Annotated in this window: 17 protein-coding genes; 10 read left to right on the top strand and 7 right to left on the bottom strand. The window is 71.9% G+C overall.

The window, feature by feature from the left end; genetic code table 11:
* Nucleotides 1-25: 25 nt before the first annotated feature.
* Genes PSH03_RS30620 through PSH03_RS30630 form a run of 3 tightly spaced genes read right to left on the bottom strand, consistent with a single transcriptional unit; the run spans nt 26 to nt 2,468 of the window.
* On the bottom strand, nt 26-775 hold the full coding sequence (locus tag PSH03_RS30620) for a YqeB family protein (protein ID WP_238691155.1): 750 nt from the start codon (nt 773-775) through the stop codon (nt 26-28).
* A 2-nt stretch (nt 776-777) separates the two neighbouring features.
* Nucleotides 778-1,575, bottom strand: coding sequence for an ABC-2 transporter permease (locus PSH03_RS30625; protein WP_238691156.1), 798 nt, complete (start codon nt 1,573-1,575; stop codon nt 778-780).
* Complete coding sequence (locus tag PSH03_RS30630; RefSeq protein ID WP_238691157.1) at nt 1,572-2,468, bottom strand: ABC transporter ATP-binding protein; 897 nt, start codon at nt 2,466-2,468, stop codon at nt 1,572-1,574. Before PSH03_RS30630 ends, PSH03_RS30625 begins: the two co-directional genes overlap by 4 nt.
* 132 nt (nt 2,469-2,600) lie before the next feature.
* Between PSH03_RS30630 and PSH03_RS30635 the strand changes: the two genes are divergently transcribed.
* The 4 genes from PSH03_RS30635 to PSH03_RS30650 all read left to right on the top strand — a co-directional run bounded on the left by PSH03_RS30635 (nt 2,601) and on the right by PSH03_RS30650 (nt 6,592).
* A complete protein-coding gene (locus tag PSH03_RS30635; protein ID WP_238691158.1) occupies nt 2,601-3,854 on the top strand; it encodes a sensor histidine kinase in 1,254 nt (417 codons plus the stop codon).
* The gene (locus tag PSH03_RS30640) at nt 3,833-4,573 is read left to right on the top strand and encodes a response regulator (protein WP_210787387.1); all 741 of its coding nucleotides are present in this window, start codon (nt 3,833-3,835) and stop codon (nt 4,571-4,573) included. The genes PSH03_RS30635 and PSH03_RS30640 overlap by 22 nt, the downstream gene beginning before the upstream one ends.
* Before the next feature lie 200 nt (nt 4,574-4,773).
* Nucleotides 4,774-6,093 carry an ATP-binding protein gene (locus PSH03_RS30645; protein ID WP_372494926.1) on the top strand — a complete coding sequence of 440 codons (1,320 nt, stop codon included), beginning with the start codon at nt 4,774-4,776 and terminating at the stop codon, nt 6,091-6,093.
* 145 nt (nt 6,094-6,238) lie between these two features.
* On the top strand, nt 6,239-6,592 hold the full coding sequence (locus tag PSH03_RS30650; RefSeq protein WP_225855057.1) for a hypothetical protein: 354 nt from the start codon (nt 6,239-6,241) through the stop codon (nt 6,590-6,592).
* Nucleotides 6,593-6,693: 101 nt separating this feature from the next.
* On the opposite strand, the gene PSH03_RS30655 is transcribed toward PSH03_RS30650, so the two are convergent.
* Entirely contained in the window at nt 6,694-7,473 is a 780-nt protein-coding gene (locus PSH03_RS30655; RefSeq protein ID WP_238691159.1) for a D-Ala-D-Ala carboxypeptidase family metallohydrolase, read from the bottom strand.
* Between the two features lie 305 nt (nt 7,474-7,778).
* Between PSH03_RS30655 and PSH03_RS30660 the strand changes: the two genes are divergently transcribed.
* Both PSH03_RS30660 and PSH03_RS30665 read left to right on the top strand, forming a co-directional pair.
* The gene (locus PSH03_RS30660) at nt 7,779-8,417 is read left to right on the top strand and encodes a DUF6642 family protein (RefSeq protein ID WP_091393643.1); all 639 of its coding nucleotides are present in this window, start codon (nt 7,779-7,781) and stop codon (nt 8,415-8,417) included.
* Nucleotides 8,418-8,459: 42 nt separating this feature from the next.
* A complete protein-coding gene (locus tag PSH03_RS30665) occupies nt 8,460-8,924 on the top strand; it encodes a PPOX class F420-dependent oxidoreductase (protein WP_112582263.1) in 465 nt (154 codons plus the stop codon).
* Nucleotides 8,925-8,939: 15 nt separating this feature from the next.
* Here the strand turns inward: PSH03_RS30665 and PSH03_RS30670 are convergent, their stop codons facing one another.
* Nucleotides 8,940-10,172, bottom strand: coding sequence for a serine hydrolase domain-containing protein (locus PSH03_RS30670; protein WP_238691160.1), 1,233 nt, complete (start codon nt 10,170-10,172; stop codon nt 8,940-8,942).
* Nucleotides 10,173-10,268: 96 nt separating this feature from the next.
* Between PSH03_RS30670 and PSH03_RS30675 the strand changes: the two genes are divergently transcribed.
* The 3 genes from PSH03_RS30675 (at nt 10,269) to PSH03_RS30685 (ending at nt 12,441) form a co-directional block, all read left to right on the top strand.
* Complete coding sequence (locus PSH03_RS30675) at nt 10,269-10,862, top strand: pentapeptide repeat-containing protein (protein WP_238691161.1); 594 nt, start codon at nt 10,269-10,271, stop codon at nt 10,860-10,862.
* Nucleotides 10,863-11,061: 199 nt separating this feature from the next.
* Complete coding sequence (locus tag PSH03_RS30680) at nt 11,062-11,994, top strand: hypothetical protein (RefSeq protein WP_238691162.1); 933 nt, start codon at nt 11,062-11,064, stop codon at nt 11,992-11,994.
* A gap of 117 nt (nt 11,995-12,111) precedes the next feature.
* A complete protein-coding gene (locus PSH03_RS30685; protein ID WP_238691163.1) occupies nt 12,112-12,441 on the top strand; it encodes a hypothetical protein in 330 nt (109 codons plus the stop codon).
* A 45-nt stretch (nt 12,442-12,486) separates the two neighbouring features.
* Here the strand turns inward: PSH03_RS30685 and dacB are convergent, their stop codons facing one another.
* Nucleotides 12,487-14,070, bottom strand: a complete 1,584-nt coding sequence (dacB, locus tag PSH03_RS30690; RefSeq protein WP_238691164.1) for a D-alanyl-D-alanine carboxypeptidase/D-alanyl-D-alanine endopeptidase — start codon at nt 14,068-14,070, stop codon at nt 12,487-12,489.
* Between the two features lie 66 nt (nt 14,071-14,136).
* The gene (locus PSH03_RS30695; protein WP_091393624.1) at nt 14,137-14,853 is read right to left on the bottom strand and encodes an MIP/aquaporin family protein; all 717 of its coding nucleotides are present in this window, start codon (nt 14,851-14,853) and stop codon (nt 14,137-14,139) included.
* A 13-nt stretch (nt 14,854-14,866) separates the two neighbouring features.
* Here PSH03_RS30695 and PSH03_RS30700 point away from each other — a divergent pair, with 13 nt between their 5' ends.
* Nucleotides 14,867-16,036, top strand: a complete 1,170-nt coding sequence (locus PSH03_RS30700; RefSeq protein ID WP_238691165.1) for an NAD(P)-binding domain-containing protein — start codon at nt 14,867-14,869, stop codon at nt 16,034-16,036.
* Nucleotides 16,037-16,050: the final 14 nt, after the last annotated feature.

Raw genomic sequence — 16,050 nt, forward strand, 5'->3', positions numbered from 1 at the left:
CTCCCAGGGTCTGCTGGGACAGACGCTACCGCCCGTCCGGCTCCCGCTCGGCCGAAGTGGGCCGCTCCGGCCCGGGGGCGAGGGCCCGGGTGGTCAACCGCCAGTACTGCCGCTTGCCCTCGTCGCGCAGCACCACCCCGATCTGGCCCAGCTCGCGGCGCAACTCCCGGGCGTCGTCGCGGCGGTCCCGCTCGACGGCCCGATCCCGGGCCCGCAGCAGCGCGTCCGCGCCGGCCGGCAACCCGGGCAGGTCCGGAACCCACAGCCGGTACGCCGACCGGTGCGGATCGTCGTCCGCCCAGCCCCAGCCGTGCGCCCGGAACGCCGCGGCCAGTTGGGCGGCCGGCAGGTCCGTCGACTCCCGGACCAGTTCCGCGCCGTCGGCGTCCAGCAGCACCAGGTGCTTGTCGGCGAGGAAGACCACCCGGGTGTCGACCCGGGCGATGGTCCGGTTCTCATCGGAGCGGCGCAGCTGGACCTGCGCCCCGTCGACGGTGACGATCAACCGTTCGGCGGTGCCGATCCCGGCGATGACCAGACCGGCCAGGACGCCCACCCCGATGGTGGCGGCGGTGGCCTGCGGCTCGGGCAGCCGGTCCAACCATTCGATCAGGTCGCCGAACGGCACCCAGGGCAGCCGGGCGAGCCAGCCCGTCGCCGCCGCGAGGAGCCATCCGGCGCCCGCGCCGAGCAGCGGGAAGCCACCCCACATGACCGCCAGCTCCAGCGGGCCGCCGCTGACCACGGTGCGCGGACGGTAGCTGGCCATGTCCATGGTCAGGACACCTCGCGGCGCATCGTCCGGAACAGGCCGGCGGCCAGCGGGAGGACCATCCAGACCAGCAGGGACACGACGATCCGCCCCCACTGCTCCCCGCTGAGCGCGTCGCTGCTGAACAGCGGTTCCATGGTCTTGCTGGTGTCCAGCCATTCGGACGGGCCGCGCAGGGGCCGGACCATCTCGCCCAGCACTCCCCAGACGGTGGGCAGCAGGAAGTAGCCGACGATGGCGAGCGGCGGGTTGAGCAGCAGCAGACCGAAGGCGGCGCCCATCAGCACGCCGGTGACCTGGAGGATCACCGCGTTCAGGATCAGTGAGCCGTCGAGCTGCCAGGTGCCCGCGCCGCCGGTGGCGGAGGCGACCAGCGTCCCGACGGCGGCGAGGGCGAGGCTGGCCAGCACCGAACCGAGCGCCGCCACCATGACCGCGACCAGCTTCGCGGTCACCACCCGCTCCCGGCGGGGCACCAGGGCGTACGTGGTGAGGGCGGTCCGCTGCGACCACTCACTGGTGATCGAGAGGATGCCGAGCACCGGCAGTAGCACGCCCACCGGCAGCAGCGAGGGGACGAAGAAGTTGCCGAACGTCTGGTCGGCCTCGTCGGCGTAGATCAACTGAAGGGTGACGACCACGGCGGCGATCAGGCCGATGGTGATCAACAGCCAGCGGCCGGCCCGCGTGTCGACGAGTTTGCGCAGTTCAACGCCGGTGAGGCGGAGCAGCGACGGTCGGCGTACCGGGGTGTGGTGCCGGGGCGCTACGGCGCCGGCAGCGGGCGCGGTGGTGGTGGTCATCGGACGGCCTCCTTCGTCGATTCGCCGGCGGTCAGGGTGAGGAAGAGCTGTTCCAGGCCGCCGCCGCTGGCGGGGCGCAGCTCGGCCAACGCGACGCCGGCATCGGCGGCGGCCTGGCCGACCGCCTCGGCGTCGGCCTGTACGAGCAGCCCCTCCGAGCTGTCGGCGGCGCTCAGGTCGGCCACCTCCAGCGCCCGGCGCAGCGCCGCGCCGTCGCGGGCCCGGACCACGGTGCCACCGCCGGCCAGCAGCTCGTTCTTGTCGCCCTGGGCCACGATCCGGCCGCCCCCGATAACCACCAGCCGGTCCGCGACCGCCTCCACCTCGCGCAGCAGGTGGGAGGAGAGCAGCACGGTGCCGCCCCGGTCGGCGAAGTCGCGCAGCAGGCCGCGCATCCAGAAGATCCCCTCCGGGTCCAGGCCGTTGGCCGGCTCGTCGAGGATCAACACCCGGGGGTCGCCGAGCAGCGCGTGCGCCAGCCCGAGCCGTTGGCGCATGCCCAACGAGTACGCCCGTACCCGACGCTTCGCGGCCACCGCGTTCAACCCGACCAGGTCGAGCTTCGCGGCGACCTCGCGCCGGTCCAGACCCATGGTGTACGCGGACAGCGTCAACGCCTCGCGGCCGGTGCGCCCGGCGTGCTGGGCGGAGGCGTCCAGCAGCACCCCGACCTCCCGCCCCGGGTTGGGCAGTTCCCGGTACGGGTGCCCCGAGACGGTGGCGCGGCCTGCGGTCGGCGCGGTCAGCCCGCAGATCATGCGCATGGTGGTCGACTTGCCGGCGCCGTTGGGGCCGAGGAAGCCGGTGACGGTGCCCGGCTCGCACTGGAACGACACGTCGTCCACGGCCGGGTGTGGCCCGTATCGCTTGGTGAGGTTCTCAACGGTGATCATGCGGTTGAGCCTGCCCGCGCCGCCCGGCCATCCGCTGCGGCCACCGGTCGGTGCCCCGTCGACCTTGGTCGATCATCGGATCTCGACTTTGGTAGCTGGTTGTCGGGCGCCGATGCTGCCTAGCATGGGCGCGTGACCAGCATCGCCGTCCCGGAGCACCCCTGGCTCTTGCCGGGGGAGCTGGCCGTGCCGGTCGACCGTGCGCGCACCCATCCGCGCCGCACCACCCGGGACTGGCTCGTGGACACCATCGCGTTCCTGGTCTCCCTGCTCTGGGTGCTGTTCGCCACCGCCGACGCCCTGTCGCCCGACCCGTCGATGGCCACCGCGCTGCCGCACGGCTGGATGACCGGCGCGGACGCCCTGATCGGGTTGGTCTGCTGCGGGCTGCTCTGGCTGCGCCGACGGTGGCCGCTCGGGCTGTTGGTGGCCACGACACCTCTGTCGCTGTTCTCGATGGCCTCGGCCATCCCACTGCTGATCTTCTACTTCACTGTGGTGGTGCACCGACGGACCGCCGTGGCGATCGCGGTCACCGGCGTCGGCCTCGTCACCAACATGGTCTTCAGTTGGCTGCGCCCGGACCCAGCCATGTCGTACTGGGCCACCGCGTCCTGGGGCGTGGTGCTCAGCTTCGCCGTGCTGGCCTGGGGGATGTTCGTCCGGGCCCGCCGGCAGTTGATCGTGTCGTTGCGGGAGCGGGCCGAGCGGGCCGAGGCGGAGCAGCAGCTGCGCGTCACCCAGGCCCGCCACCTCGAACGCACCCGGATCGCCCGGGAGATGCACGACGTGCTGGCCCACCGGATCTCGCTGCTCAGCCTGCACGCGGGTGCGCTGGAGTTCCGCCCGGACGCGCCGGCCGACGAGGTGGCCCGGGCCGCCGGGGTGATCCGGGGCAGCGCGCACGCCGCCCTCCAGGACCTGCGGGAGGTGATCGGGGTGCTCCGGGCCGAGGACGACGGTGCCGGCGACGCCCCCGAGCCACCGCAGCCCACCCTCGCCGACCTGCCGGCCCTGATCGCCGAGTCGCGGTCGGCCGGGGTGCGGGTGAACGTCAGCGACAGCGTCGCCAGCCCGGGGGAGGTGCCGGCGGCGCTGGGCCGGGCCGCGTACCGGATCGTGCAGGAGGGGCTGACCAACGCCCGCAAACACGCTGCCGGCGCGGCCGTCACCGTGGACGTGGCCGGCGGGCCGGGCGCCGGGCTGACCGTGGCGATCGGCAACCGGTGGCCGGTCGGGGCGCCGGCCGGCGGCACGCTGCCGGGTGCCGGCACCGGCCTGGTCGGCATCAGCGAACGGGTGACCCTGGCCGGCGGGCGGCTCGCCTACGGTCGGGACGACAGCGGTGACTTCCGGCTGGCCGCCTGGCTGCCGTGGCCGGCGTGACCAGCCCTGCCGGCGCAGCCGGACCGCCGGACGCGACCGGCGCGGCCGCTCCGCCGGTACGCGTGCTGATCGTGGACGACGACGCGTTGGTCCGGGCCGGGCTCTCGATGATCCTCGGCGGTCTGCCGGACCTGGTCGTGGTCGGCGAGGCGGCCGACGGTGGCGAGGTGCCGGCGGCCGTCGCCGCGTACGCCCCGGACGTGGTGCTGATGGACATCCGGATGCCCCGGGTCGACGGGCTGACCGCCACCGAGGCGCTGCGTGCCCAACCGCACCCGCCGGAGGTGCTGGTGCTGACCACCTTCGACGCCGACGAACAGGTGCTGCGGGCGCTCCGCGCCGGGGCGGCCGGTTTCCTGCTCAAGGACACCCCACCGGCGGAGATCGTGCGTGCCGTACGCCGGGTCGCGGCGGGCGAGGCGACGCTCTCACCGACGGTGACCCGGACGTTGATCGCCCACGTGACCGCCGCCGCCCCCGGCCCGGTCGGCCCGGACCCGCGCCGCGAACGGGCGCTGCGGCTGCTCACCGGGCTCAGCGAGCGCGAGCGGCAGGTGGCTGTCGCGCTGGGGCGGGGCCACACCAACGCGGAGATCGCGGGGGAGTTGTTCATGAGCGTGGCGACGGTGAAGGCGTACGTCTCCCGGCTGCTGACCCGACTGGAGCTGAACAACCGGGTCCAGGTGGCGCTGCTCGTGCACGACGCCGGCCTCGTCTGACGAGGCGTTGCCGGGGCCAATGGCCGGACATACCAACGCGGATGAGGTTACACTCATTTTTGGTTGTTTCATCGCTGGTTGTGTCAGGAGTGATCGTGGACGGCTTTGTCGGACGGGACCGTGAACTCGACCTCCTGGGCGGCATGCTTTCTCGGGTGCAACGGGGTGGCCGTGCTGGTCGGCCTGGGCGGGCCCTTCTCATGCGCGGTCGTCGGCGGGTAGGCAAGTCCCGACTGGTCGAGGAGTTCGTGGAGCGGGCCGAGGTGCCGTACCTCTTCTTCACCGCCTCCGCGCAGCCGACCGTCGCAGCCGAGCTCGCTCTCTTCGTGGAGGAGGCGGCCGCCTCGACACTGCCGGGTGCGCAGATCCTTCGGGAGCAGCAACCACAGACCTGGGACGCCGCGCTGACCCTGCTCGCCGCCGCGCTGCCGTCCGACCGGCCGAGCGTCGTGGTCCTGGACGAGATGCCGTACCTCATCGCGGGCGACCCGGGCTTCGAGGGAACGTTGCAGAAGGTCTTCGATCGCGAGTTGTCCCGGCGACCGGTCCTCCTGATCTGCGTCGGATCGGACCTGGCCATGATGGAAGCCCTCAACGACTACGGCCGGCCGTTCCACCAGCGAGCCACGGAGATGGTCATTCCGCCGCTGAGCCCGGCCGACGTCAGCGACATGCTCGGCCTGTCCGCCGCCGACGCGTTCGACGCCTACCTGGTGTCCGGCGGTCTGCCGCTGATCCTCGACGAGTGGCCGACCGGTGCATCCGTCCACGAGTATCTGACCGAGGCGGTACGGGATCCGACCTCTGCCCTGCTGGTCAGCGGCGAGCGGGCACTGGCGGCGGAGTTCCCGCCCCAGTCCCAGGCGGGTCTGGTGCTGCGGGCCATCGGCTCCGGTGAGCGGACCTTCTCGCTGATCTCCCGCGCGGCAGGGAATCTTCCGCAGGCGTCCCTCAACCGCGCCCTGCGCCTGCTGACCCAGAAACGGGCCGTGGAGGTCGCCGTTCCGCTGTCGACCAAGCCGTCCCGGGAGACCCGGTACGCGGTGGCCGATCCGTACCTGCGTTTCTGGTTGTCGTTCCTGGGGCCACACCTCTCCGAGATCGAGCGGGGGCGGGGCGACCTGACCCTGGACCGGATCGACCGTTCGTGGACGTCCTGGCGAGGGCGGGCCATCGAACCTGTCGTCCGGGAGGCGCTGCGCCGGCTGCCCGGTGACCATCTACCGGCGGAGGCGGCGACGATCGGCGGCTACTGGACCCGGACCAACGACCCGGAGATCGACATAGTCGGCGCCGACCGTGCTCCCGTCGCTCGGAGCATCAGCTTCGTCGGATCGGTCAAGTGGCAGGAGAACCGACCCTTCGACGCGCATGACCTGGGCCGGCTGCTCCAGCACCGGTCTCAGCTTCCCGGCGCCGACGAATCGGTGCCGGTCGTCGCCGTGTCGCGCAGCGGCACCGCCGTCGACGGCATCCGGGTGCTGTCGGCGGAGGATCTGCTTACCGCGTACCGGAATTGAACTTTCGTCCGGTGTCCGCCGTACCCATGGCCGAGGATGTCGGTGCGGTAGGTCCGCCGTACCGCTGCCGAACTGCGGGAGGCCTGCCGTGCGAGTTGGTGAGCAGTCGACGGATCCCATCGATCAGGTACTGGGTGAGGTGCCGATGCCGGCACCACTTACCCCGGAGGATGTCCGGCTCGCGGTCCGGGCGGTGGTCGTGCACACCGCCGAGGAGTGGCCCACCGGGCCGCTGTGCCGCAACGACGGCGCTTCCTATCCGTGCCGGCTGCACCGCTGGGGGCGTCGGGTGTTGGAGACACACGGGCTCAACGAGCGGCAGATCGAGGCGTTGATCCGGCATGGCAATCCGTTCGTGCACGTGCCGTTCCCGTTCACGGCGACCGGGCCGTCGCGGCAACAGGCCGCTCGGGTCGTCCCCCAGGGGGTACGGCCCACCGCTGCTGGCCGGCCGGTGACTCCCCCCGTCACCGCGCCGCGCTGGCCCCGGGCGAGCTGAGCGCGCTACCCCTCCGCCCACCCGACCCGGGGCGACACGACGTCGGCCCGACGCGAGGATTCCCCCTCCGCGTCGGGCCGACGTCGCTTCGAGCGGTGGGCTCAGTTGCCGACCCCGCAGTCCGGGGCGGACCAGCTCGTCGTGTTCGAGCTGTCGTCGCTGTTGTTCTCCCGACGCGAGTCGACGTGCACGTGGTCGTCGTGGTCGGGGTAGCCCGGCCCGTAGATCCCACTGAAGCCGTTGTTACGGGCACTGCGGGCGACCTGGCACAGCGAGGACGTCCGTGAGGTCACGTCGGCCGCGTTGCCGTACAGGTGTTGGCTGTCGGACGCGCCGCCGACCTGGTTGTTGCAGGCGCGACTGCGGAAACCGCTCGACACGTTGAGCGGCTTGTCACCAAGGCTCTTGCGCAGCGCCTCCAGCTTCCACATGGTGCGCAGCGCGTTCTGCTTGGTCTGGTTCGCCGACAGCGGGCCGCCGCTCCACCCGCTCCCGCCACACCCGTTGTCCAGCTCGCCGTAGGTGAAGTGCGCGGGCGTGCAGTCGTTGTCCTGGAGTTGGTACAGCTTGGCGAAGGTCTGTGGGCCGGCGATGCCGTCGGCGCGCAGCCCGTACGCCTGCTGGAACCGCTTGACCGCGGCGGCGGTCTTGGGCCCGTAGCGGCCGTCGTTCTCCACGATGTCCCGGTAGCCGGCCCACCCGGCGACCCGGATCTGCAACTGGCGGACGTCGTCACCGGAGCGCCCCTGGGTCAGGGTGCGGTTCCAGGTGTAACAGCCGTCCGCGTGCGCCGCCGGTGCGGCGACCACCGTGGCGATTGCGGCCCCGGGCAGTGCCAGGGCGAATGCGACGGCGACCCGCTTCAAGGTGTTTACGCGCACAGAAGTCCTCCCGATAGGAGAGCGAATGGGGTGGCTCCAGGACATCGACCGAGAAGTCCCGTGATTTCCACCCTCGCACCGATCAGTGCCGTTGGAGGTGATTAACGAGAATCGTGCTCACAATCTGCTGTCCCTGGGTATTGGCTGGGAATTCGGCTGATTTGCGAAACAGCCATTCCCGGCCGATCACCTCTCCTGCGGTCAAGGGCACCGAACGTCGCAATCTGCCACACGGTGGGTGATGTTCCCGGGGTGATGGCGGCCGGTACCGTCAGCTCCGGGGTGGCGGACTGGCGGAGGTGCGCATGGCACGCGGTGGCGTCTTCTGTGTCGAGGGTCAGTGGCACCGTGACCTCAACGAGCGGGGCTCGGTGCTGCCCACGCTGGAGCTGCTGGAGCGGCTGGGCAAGATCCGCTTCATCCACAAGGACGCGGCCACCCGCGACGAGTTGTTCTACTTCCTGGACCGTTGGCTGCTCAAGCAGTACGCCGACCACCGGGTCGGCTTCTTCGCCATGCACGGCGAGCCGAGCCGGCTCTGCCTCACCGACTGGCAGTCGGTGGAGTTGAACGAGGTGGCCGAGCTGATGGCCGGCCGCGCGGAGGGACGGCGACTCTATTTCGGCAGCTGCTCGGTGCTGCGCGCCTCGGACGCGGTGCTGCGCGAGTTCCTGGAGGTCACCGGAGCCGCTCTGATCTGCGGTTTCACCCGCGAAGTCGACTGGGTCGAATCGGCGGCCTTCGAAACCGTGCTCCTCGACGTGCTCGCCAACGGCCAACGACACAACGCCGCCGAGCTGCGGATGGGCTCCGCCCACTGGGCGCCGCTCGCCTCGTACCTCGGCTTTCGGGTGATTTACGCCAACGGTCGGGCCTGGCGTCCGTCCGGCCGTCCCCGGGTGCCCACCCAGGCGGTGCACCGCGCCGCGGCCCGACCCCGCTGACCCGCCGACCCCGCTGCGCCCGCACCCTGGTAGGAACGGGGAATGGCACGCAGCATCGCAAGGAACACCCGGGTCGACCGGGACGGCCTGCTCGACTTCCTCCGGCCGCGACACCGCGTCGTGCTGATGACCACCCGGGCGGACGGGCGACCGCAGTCCTCCCCGGTCTCCGCCGGGGTCGACGGGCAGGGGCGGCTGGTCGTCTCCACCTACCCGGAGCGGGCCAAGGTGAGCAACCTCCGCCGCGACCCCCGGGTCTCGGCCTGCGTGCTCAGCGACGACTGGAACGGCCCCTGGGTGCAGATCGACGGCACCGCCGAGGTGCTCGACCTGCCCGAGGCACTGGAACCGCTGGTCGAATACTTCCGCAGCATCTCCGGTGAGCACCCGGACTGGGACGACTACCGGGCGGCGATGGTGCGTCAGGGCAAGTCGCTGATCCGGGTCACCATCGACGCCTGGGGTCCGATCGCCACCGGTGGCTTCCCGGCCCGCCTCGCCGACTGACCGTTCCGTCAGCGCTCAGTCGACCAGGGCGGCGTAGACGAGCTGGCGCAGCTGGGAGCGGAGCGGGTAGGTGCTCGACGGCATCAGCTGCGTGAACAGCAGCGCGGTGATCTCCTCGGCCCTGTCGACCCAGAACGCGGTGCTGGCCACCCCGCCCCAGTAGTACTCGCCGAGGCTGCTCGGCACCCGGCTGGGGATCGGGTCGTCGACCACCGCGAAGCCGAGGCCGAAGCCGATCCCGTCCAGGGTGGTCTCGGCGAAGCCGCCGGTGGACAGGGTGCCCAGGTCCTGACCGCCGGGCAGGTGGTTGCGGGTCATGAACCGCACCGTGCGCGGCCCGAGCAGCCGCACGCCGTCCAGCTCGCCGCCGCGCAGCAGCAACTGCGTGAATCGGTGGTAGTCGGCGGCGCTGGAGATCAGGCCACCGCCGCCGGAGAGCAGCGCCGGCTTGTTGAACGCGAGCGACCCCAGGCTGTCGTAGCGGACGGCCCGGCCGCTGCGCGGTTCCGGTACGTAGAGCGCGGCCAGCCGGTCGGCCTCGTCGCCCTCCACCCACCAGCGGGTGTCGGTCATGCCCAGCGGGCCGAAGATCCGGTCGGCGAAGAACGCGTCGAGGCTCTGCCCGGAGATCACCTCGACGAGTCGGCCCAGCACGTCGGTGGCGACGGAGTAGCCCCACGCCGAGCCGGGCTGAAACAGCAGCGGCAGCTCGCCGAAGGCCGCGCAGGCGCCGGCCAGGTCGACGTCCGCCGGCGGGTACAGGTCGTAGCCGGCAGCCCGGTAGAGCCCGTCGACCACCGAGGTCTGCATGAAGCCGTACGTCAGGCCGGCCGTGTGGGTGAGCAGGTGCCAGACCCGGATCGGCTCGACCGCCGGCACCGTGTACGGCTTGAGCGCCGACCCCTTGGAGTAGACCCGCAGGTCGGCGAACTCGGGCAGCCAGCGGCTGATCTCGTCGGTCAGCTCGAACCGGCCCTCCTCCCACAGCATCATCGCCGCGACCGAGGTGACCGGCTTGGTCATCGAGTAGATCCGCCAGAGGGTGTCGGCCTCTACCGGTGCGCCCGACTCCCGGTCGCGCAGCCCGTACGTCGAGGAGTGCGCCACCTCGCCGCGACGGGTGACCACCACCTGCCAGCCGGCCAGTCGGCCGTCGTCGACGTACCGGCCGAAGTGCTCGTCGATCCGTGCCAGCCGCACACTGTCGAAGCCGATCTGATCCGGGTCCTTGCTCCGAGCCACACTCACGCCGCCGAACCTACTCGCCGGTAGACCGACACCGGAAGGGGGTCGGCGCCGGCCCGCCGGCCGTCGGCTGTCGGCGGCGCCCACTAGCCTGGCCGGATGCCGGAGTTGACCGAGGACGTGACCTTTCGCAACGAGGACTGGTACGGCGAGGAGCTGACCGACCGGCACTTCGTGGGTTGCGAGTTCTTCGGGATGGACCTGACCGAGGCGGTGAGCAGAGGCGCGGTCTTCACCGCGTGCACGTTCGGCAACGTGGCGTTCAACGCCTCCCGGCATGTCGACTCCGCCTTCACCCGTTGCGTCTTTCGGCGGTGCAACTTCTTCGAGGCCGAGTTCACCGGCTGCAAGCTGGTCGGCAGCACCTTCAGCGAGTGCGATCTGCGTCCGTTGACGGTGGACGGCGGTGACTGGTCCTTCGTCGCGTTGCCCGGTGCCGACCTGCGTGGCGTCCGGCTGACCGGGGTGCGCATGCGCGAGGTGGACCTCACCAGGGCCAACCTCACCGGTGCTACGGTCACCGGTGTCGATCTTTCCGGGGCGCAGCTGACAAACGTCCGGCTCGGCGGCGCCGACCTGCGGGGCAGCGATCTCACAGCGCTGGACCCGACGGTCGTCGAGCGGGCCGGTGCCGTGATCGACGTCGAGCAGGCCGTGGTCGTCGCGCAACTGCTCGGCTTCCGGATCGGCTGACCCGAAAGGCGCTGGTGGTCTGCCCAGGTGCCCGTCCGGGGCGGCCGGGTTGTCCGGCGGCGTCCCATTGTGGGCTGGACACGTCCGGCAGTCCGGATCTAGCGTGTCGTCCACGCCCGGGCAAACGTGAAACTGCCCACAGTGGATGGTGTGGTCCTCGGCGGTCCAAAACGGCCGGGCGGCGGAGTTGGAGGGGTCGGTGGCGGACGAAGACCGCACGCGGGCTGGTTCGAGGGCTGGCGACGAGCCGCCGAAGCACCGTCCGCGTGCCATTGCCGCCGGGACGACCCGCAGCGTGTTGCGCCGCGCCCGACAGCGGCGGCGCTGGGCGGTGGAGGGAGCCGCCGTACTCGTCTGCCTGGTGGTGTTGATCTCATACCTCGCCACCCGGTCCGGTCCGGCGCCGGACGACGACCAGGCCGGTCCGGGCGCTGTCCCCGCCCGTTCCCCCGGTTTTCCGGCCGCCGACGCGCGCACCGGCGAGGCGGGGCCGGCGACGCCCGGCCTGCGTCCGCGCCAGCGCCCACCCTCACCGGACCCGACGCCGTCGGCCAGCGCGCCCGCCCCGCCACCGCCGAAGCCCGGTTCGCCGGCGCTGACGGTGAGCCGGGGCGAGATGCCCGCCATCGTCGACCTCACCGCCGTGGGCGCCCGGGACTGGGTGCACTGGGGGGAGCGCGGCGGCAGGTCGACGAACCGCAAGCGTTCCGGCTCCGGCGAGATCGTCGACCGGGGTGGCCCGGGCCGGCGGGTCGGTTGGGACGGCAACCAGGAGTACGTGCGCTGGGCCGACGGCACGCCGGAGCGGTCGACGAACGGCAGCTCCAACGGCGTCTACGCCTGCGGTGCCGGGAACGGGTTCAGCGTCGCCGTCGCCGGCAGTGGTGAGCCGCGCACGGTCCAGCTCTACGGCGGCATCTGGATGGCGCGGGGGCGACTGGAAGCGCGGCTGTCCACCGGCGGGCCCGCCAGCACCGCCCGACTGGAAGACCCGTACACCAGTCAGAGCGCGCAGTTCACCATCCGCTTCACGGTGCCGAAGGGTGCCCGGTTGCTGCTGAACTGGACCGTCGAGAAGGTCTTCACGCCGCACTGCGGCAACGTCGGCCTCCAGGCCGTGGCGGTGCGTTGACTGACTGACTGATCGCTGTGCGTTCGGACAGCGGGACAGTTTGTCCGTCGCGGACCGTCGAATGCGCCGTAACTTTCTGCTGTCCCCATCCGACCATCCAGTGTGGAGGCAGCGGAGATGAGTAGCAGCACCGCCCACCGCGTCCGTCGTGCCGCTTCGTCCGGCAGCGGTGAAGCGTCCGGGGAGGTTCTTCGCGACATCCCCCTGCCGCCGTACGTGACGGGCGAGGACACCCAGTTCGCCGTACGGGCGGTGGTGGTGCACGCCCCCCGACGGTGGTCCGGGGGCGTGGTCTGCCGTAACGATGCCAGCCCGCACCCGTGCCGCCTGCACCGCTGGGGCACCCGGGTGCTGGCGCTGCGCGGGCTGCGGGCCGCTGAGATCGCCGCGCTCATCGAACGTGGTGACCCGACGGCGGTGGTCCCCCCACCGGACCGTCCGGCCTGAGCGCTCGCCGGGCCGGGAGGCGCGAACGCGCCTCCCGGCCGTCGCTCAGCAGGTGATCGGTTTGACCCAGGAGCACTCGACGCCCTCCGGGGTGCGCGGCGTCTCCGGCACCGCCGGCGCGGCCACCCGAGCCGTCGACGCACCACCCTCGCGGAAGCCGGCCAGTGCCACGGCGATCTGGTCCTCCAACGACTTCACCGACGCTGTGAGGTAGTTGTTCAGCAGGATGGAGAACGCCAGCAGCCGACCATCGGCGCTGGTGACGTAGCCGGAGAGCCCGGAGACACCGGTCAGGCTGCCGGTCTTGGCGTGCACGTTGCCCGCGGCCGGCGTGCCGGCCATCCGGCTGCGCAGGGTGCCGCCGACGAACCGCTCGGGCTGACCGGCGATCGGCAGCGCCGCGTACCAGGTCGCGAACCACGGTTCGGCGCGGACGGCGCTCAGCAGGTCGACGAATTCCGCCGCCGGGATCAGGTTGCGCCGGGACAGTCCTGAGCCGTCACGCTGGCGCAGTCTCCCGGTGTCCATTCCGGTGTCGGCGACGTACTCGCTGATCGCTGTGAGACCGGCCGTCCAGGTGCCTGAACCGGAGAGCACCCGGCCGATCTCCTTGGTCAACACCTCGGCGTGCCCGTTGTTGGACAGCTTCAAGAACGGCGTCATCAGCTCGCCCAGACTCATCGAGTCGTGGCGCGCCACCGGGTCGGCCGTCTCCGGGGTGGGTTGACCGAGCACGGTCCGGCCGAGCACCCGGACGCCGTGTCGGTGCAGCGCCGCCCGGAACACGTCGGCCGCGTAGCCGGTGGGTTCCCAGACGGTGACCCAGTCGCTGGCGGGCTCGTCGCCGACGGCGATCTGACCGGTCACCACGACTGTGTTGTCGCCGTGCTCGCGCTCGATCGAGATCGAGGTGTCGCCGTCGCTGACCGTCTGGGCGCGGTTGTCGACGCGGACGTACCCGGTGGCGGGGGTGGTGGTGACCACCGGCAATGCGCCGGCCCGGTCGGCCGGTGCGGCGTGCACGATCACGGTGCCCGCGTCGTAGTCGGTGTCCGGGGCGACGGTCAGCGCGGAGACCTGGGCGGCGTAGTAGTAGGGCTCGTCGTCCCAGGTCCAGTCGGGGCCGAGCCGGGTGCGGTCGTAGCGGGTGTCGTCGGCGACCAGGTTTCCGGTGACCACCCGTACGCCGTCGGCGGCGACCTGCGCGGCGAGCGCGTCGTAGTCGGCGGCGAGCATTGTCGGGTCGCCCCCGCCGCGCAGGTAGAGGTTGCCGGAGAGCAGGCCCGCCCGGCGCTTGCCGCTGGCCCGTACGTCGGTGCTGAAGCGGTGGCCCGGGCCGAGCAGCTCAAGGGCGGCCGTCGAGGTCAGCAGCTTGGTGTTGGACGCCGGGACCAGCCGGCGGTCACCGTTGCGGTCGTAGAGCGGCTGTCCCGTGCTGGTGTCGACCACGACCACCGACGCCTGCGCGCCGGCCAAGCGGGCGTCGGCGAGGATCGTGTCGATGGTGGCACGCAGGTGGGTCGTCGCGGGGGTGGGCGATTCGGCCGTGGCACCGGGCGCAGCGGCGGTGGCCGCAGTGGCTACCAGCGCGAGCAGCGCGAGGGCCCGGGGAAAGTGACGGCGATGCATCCGCTGATGCTGTCACGGAGATATTCGCCGGAGAAGGCCCTCAGGCGAAAGAAAATGCCGTCTGGGCTACTTCGGCCCACCGACCGTTTTTTCGTGGCCACCCCAGTAGTGCCGCTGCGCCCCCATGACCAGCGGCGCCACCAGTGCGGCGAGTGCCCCACCGAGCAGCGGGAAGACGATGAACACCCAGAGCTGCCGCAGCGCCACGCCGCCCTCGAAGACCGCCGGACCGAACGCGCGGGCCGGATTGACCGCAGCGCCGGTCAGCGTCACGCCCACCAGTTGGGTCACGGCCAGGGCCAGCCCGATGGCCAGCCCGGCGGTGCCCGGATTCTCGCTCCGACTCGTCACCACCAGCACGACCAGCACGAAGAGGAAGGTCAGCACGACCTCCAGCACGGCCGCGCCGCCCCGGTTGATGTGCGCGCCGTAACCGTTCGTGCCTAGCGCCCCGGTCTGGTCCGCGACGTCACCCCATCGGGTCAGCGCCCAGAGCACGAAGCCCGCTACGGTCGCGCCGACGAACTGCGCGATCCAGTACGCCACCGCCCCGAGCACCGAGATCTTGCCGGAGAGCAGCACACCGAGCGTCACCGCCGGGTTGACGTGGCTGCCGGAGAGTGGGCCGATCGTGTAGACGAGGGCCACCATCACGAACCCGAAGGCCAGCGCCACCACCACCACGCCACCCTGGACCCGTGCGGCGACTGCACTGCCCACCCCGAAGAACACCAGCAGCAGGGTGCCGAGGAACTCGCCCGCGTACCGACGGAAGTCGCTCATTCACTCAGCGTAGGTGCAGGTCAGGTGGCCGAAGCCGGAATGGCCGGCTGTGATCGGCGCGACGGTCGAGGACGGGCACAGCGGTGACGGCCGGCGCGTTGTAGCCCACGTGGACACCCACTCCGCGGACGTCGTGGTGATCGGCGCCGGGCAGGCCGGCCTGAGCGCCGGCTACCACCTGCACCGCACCGGCTTCGCGCCCGGCGGCGGCTTCGTCATCCTCGACGCCGACAACGGGCCCGGTGGCGCCTGGCAGCACCGCTGGCCGACGCTGGTCTTCGATCGGGTGCACGGCTTCCACGACCTGCCCGGGCTGCCGCTCCCGCCCACCGAGCCGCATCGCCCGGCTTCCGAGCAGGTCGCCGCCTACTTCGCCGCGTACGAGAGGGCCTTCGACCTGCCGGTGCGGCGGCCGGTACGGGTCCGTGGGGTGCACTCCCGCCCGGACGGACGACTGGACGTGCACACCGACCGGGGCACCTGGACCGCCCGCGCCCTGATCAACGCCACCGGCACCTGGACCCGACCGTTCTGGCCGCACTACCCGGGCCGGTCCACGTTCCGGGGACGCCAGTTGCACACCGCCGACTATCGAGGGCCGGTCGAGTTCACCGGCCTGCGCGTGGTGGTGGTCGGCGGCGGCACCTCGGCCGTGCAACTGCTCGGCGAGGTCTCCACCGTTGCGGCGGCCACCACCTGGGTGACCCGCCGGCCGCCGACGTTCAACGACGAGGAGTTCGGCCCGGAACTGGGCCGCGCCGCTGTGGCTCGGGTGGACCAGGCGGTCCGCTCCGGCCGGCCGCCGGGCAGTGTGGTGGGCGTGACCGGGCTTCCGGTCACCCCGGAGGTACGCCGACTGCGCGAGCGCGGCGTCCTCGACCGGCTACCCATGTTCGACCGGATCACGCCCGACGGGGTGGCCTGGACGGACGGGAGGTTCGTGCCGGCGGACGTGATCCTGTGGTGCACCGGCTTCCGGGCGGCCATCGACCATCTCGCCCCGCTGGGGCTGCGCGCGCCCGGGGGCGGTATCACGATGGACGGCACCCGGGTGGTCGCCGATTCGCGGGTTCACCTGGTCGGGTACGGCCCCTCGGCCAGCACGATCGGTGCCAACCGGGCCGGCCGCGCGGCGGTCAACGAGATTCGCGCCTGGCTGGCGCCGGCCGCCGCTCTCCACTGACCTGGCTCTATTTG

It is taken from the genome of Micromonospora salmantinae, from assembly GCF_022230905.1.
Lineage (GTDB): Bacteria > Actinomycetota > Actinomycetes > Mycobacteriales > Micromonosporaceae > Micromonospora > Micromonospora salmantinae.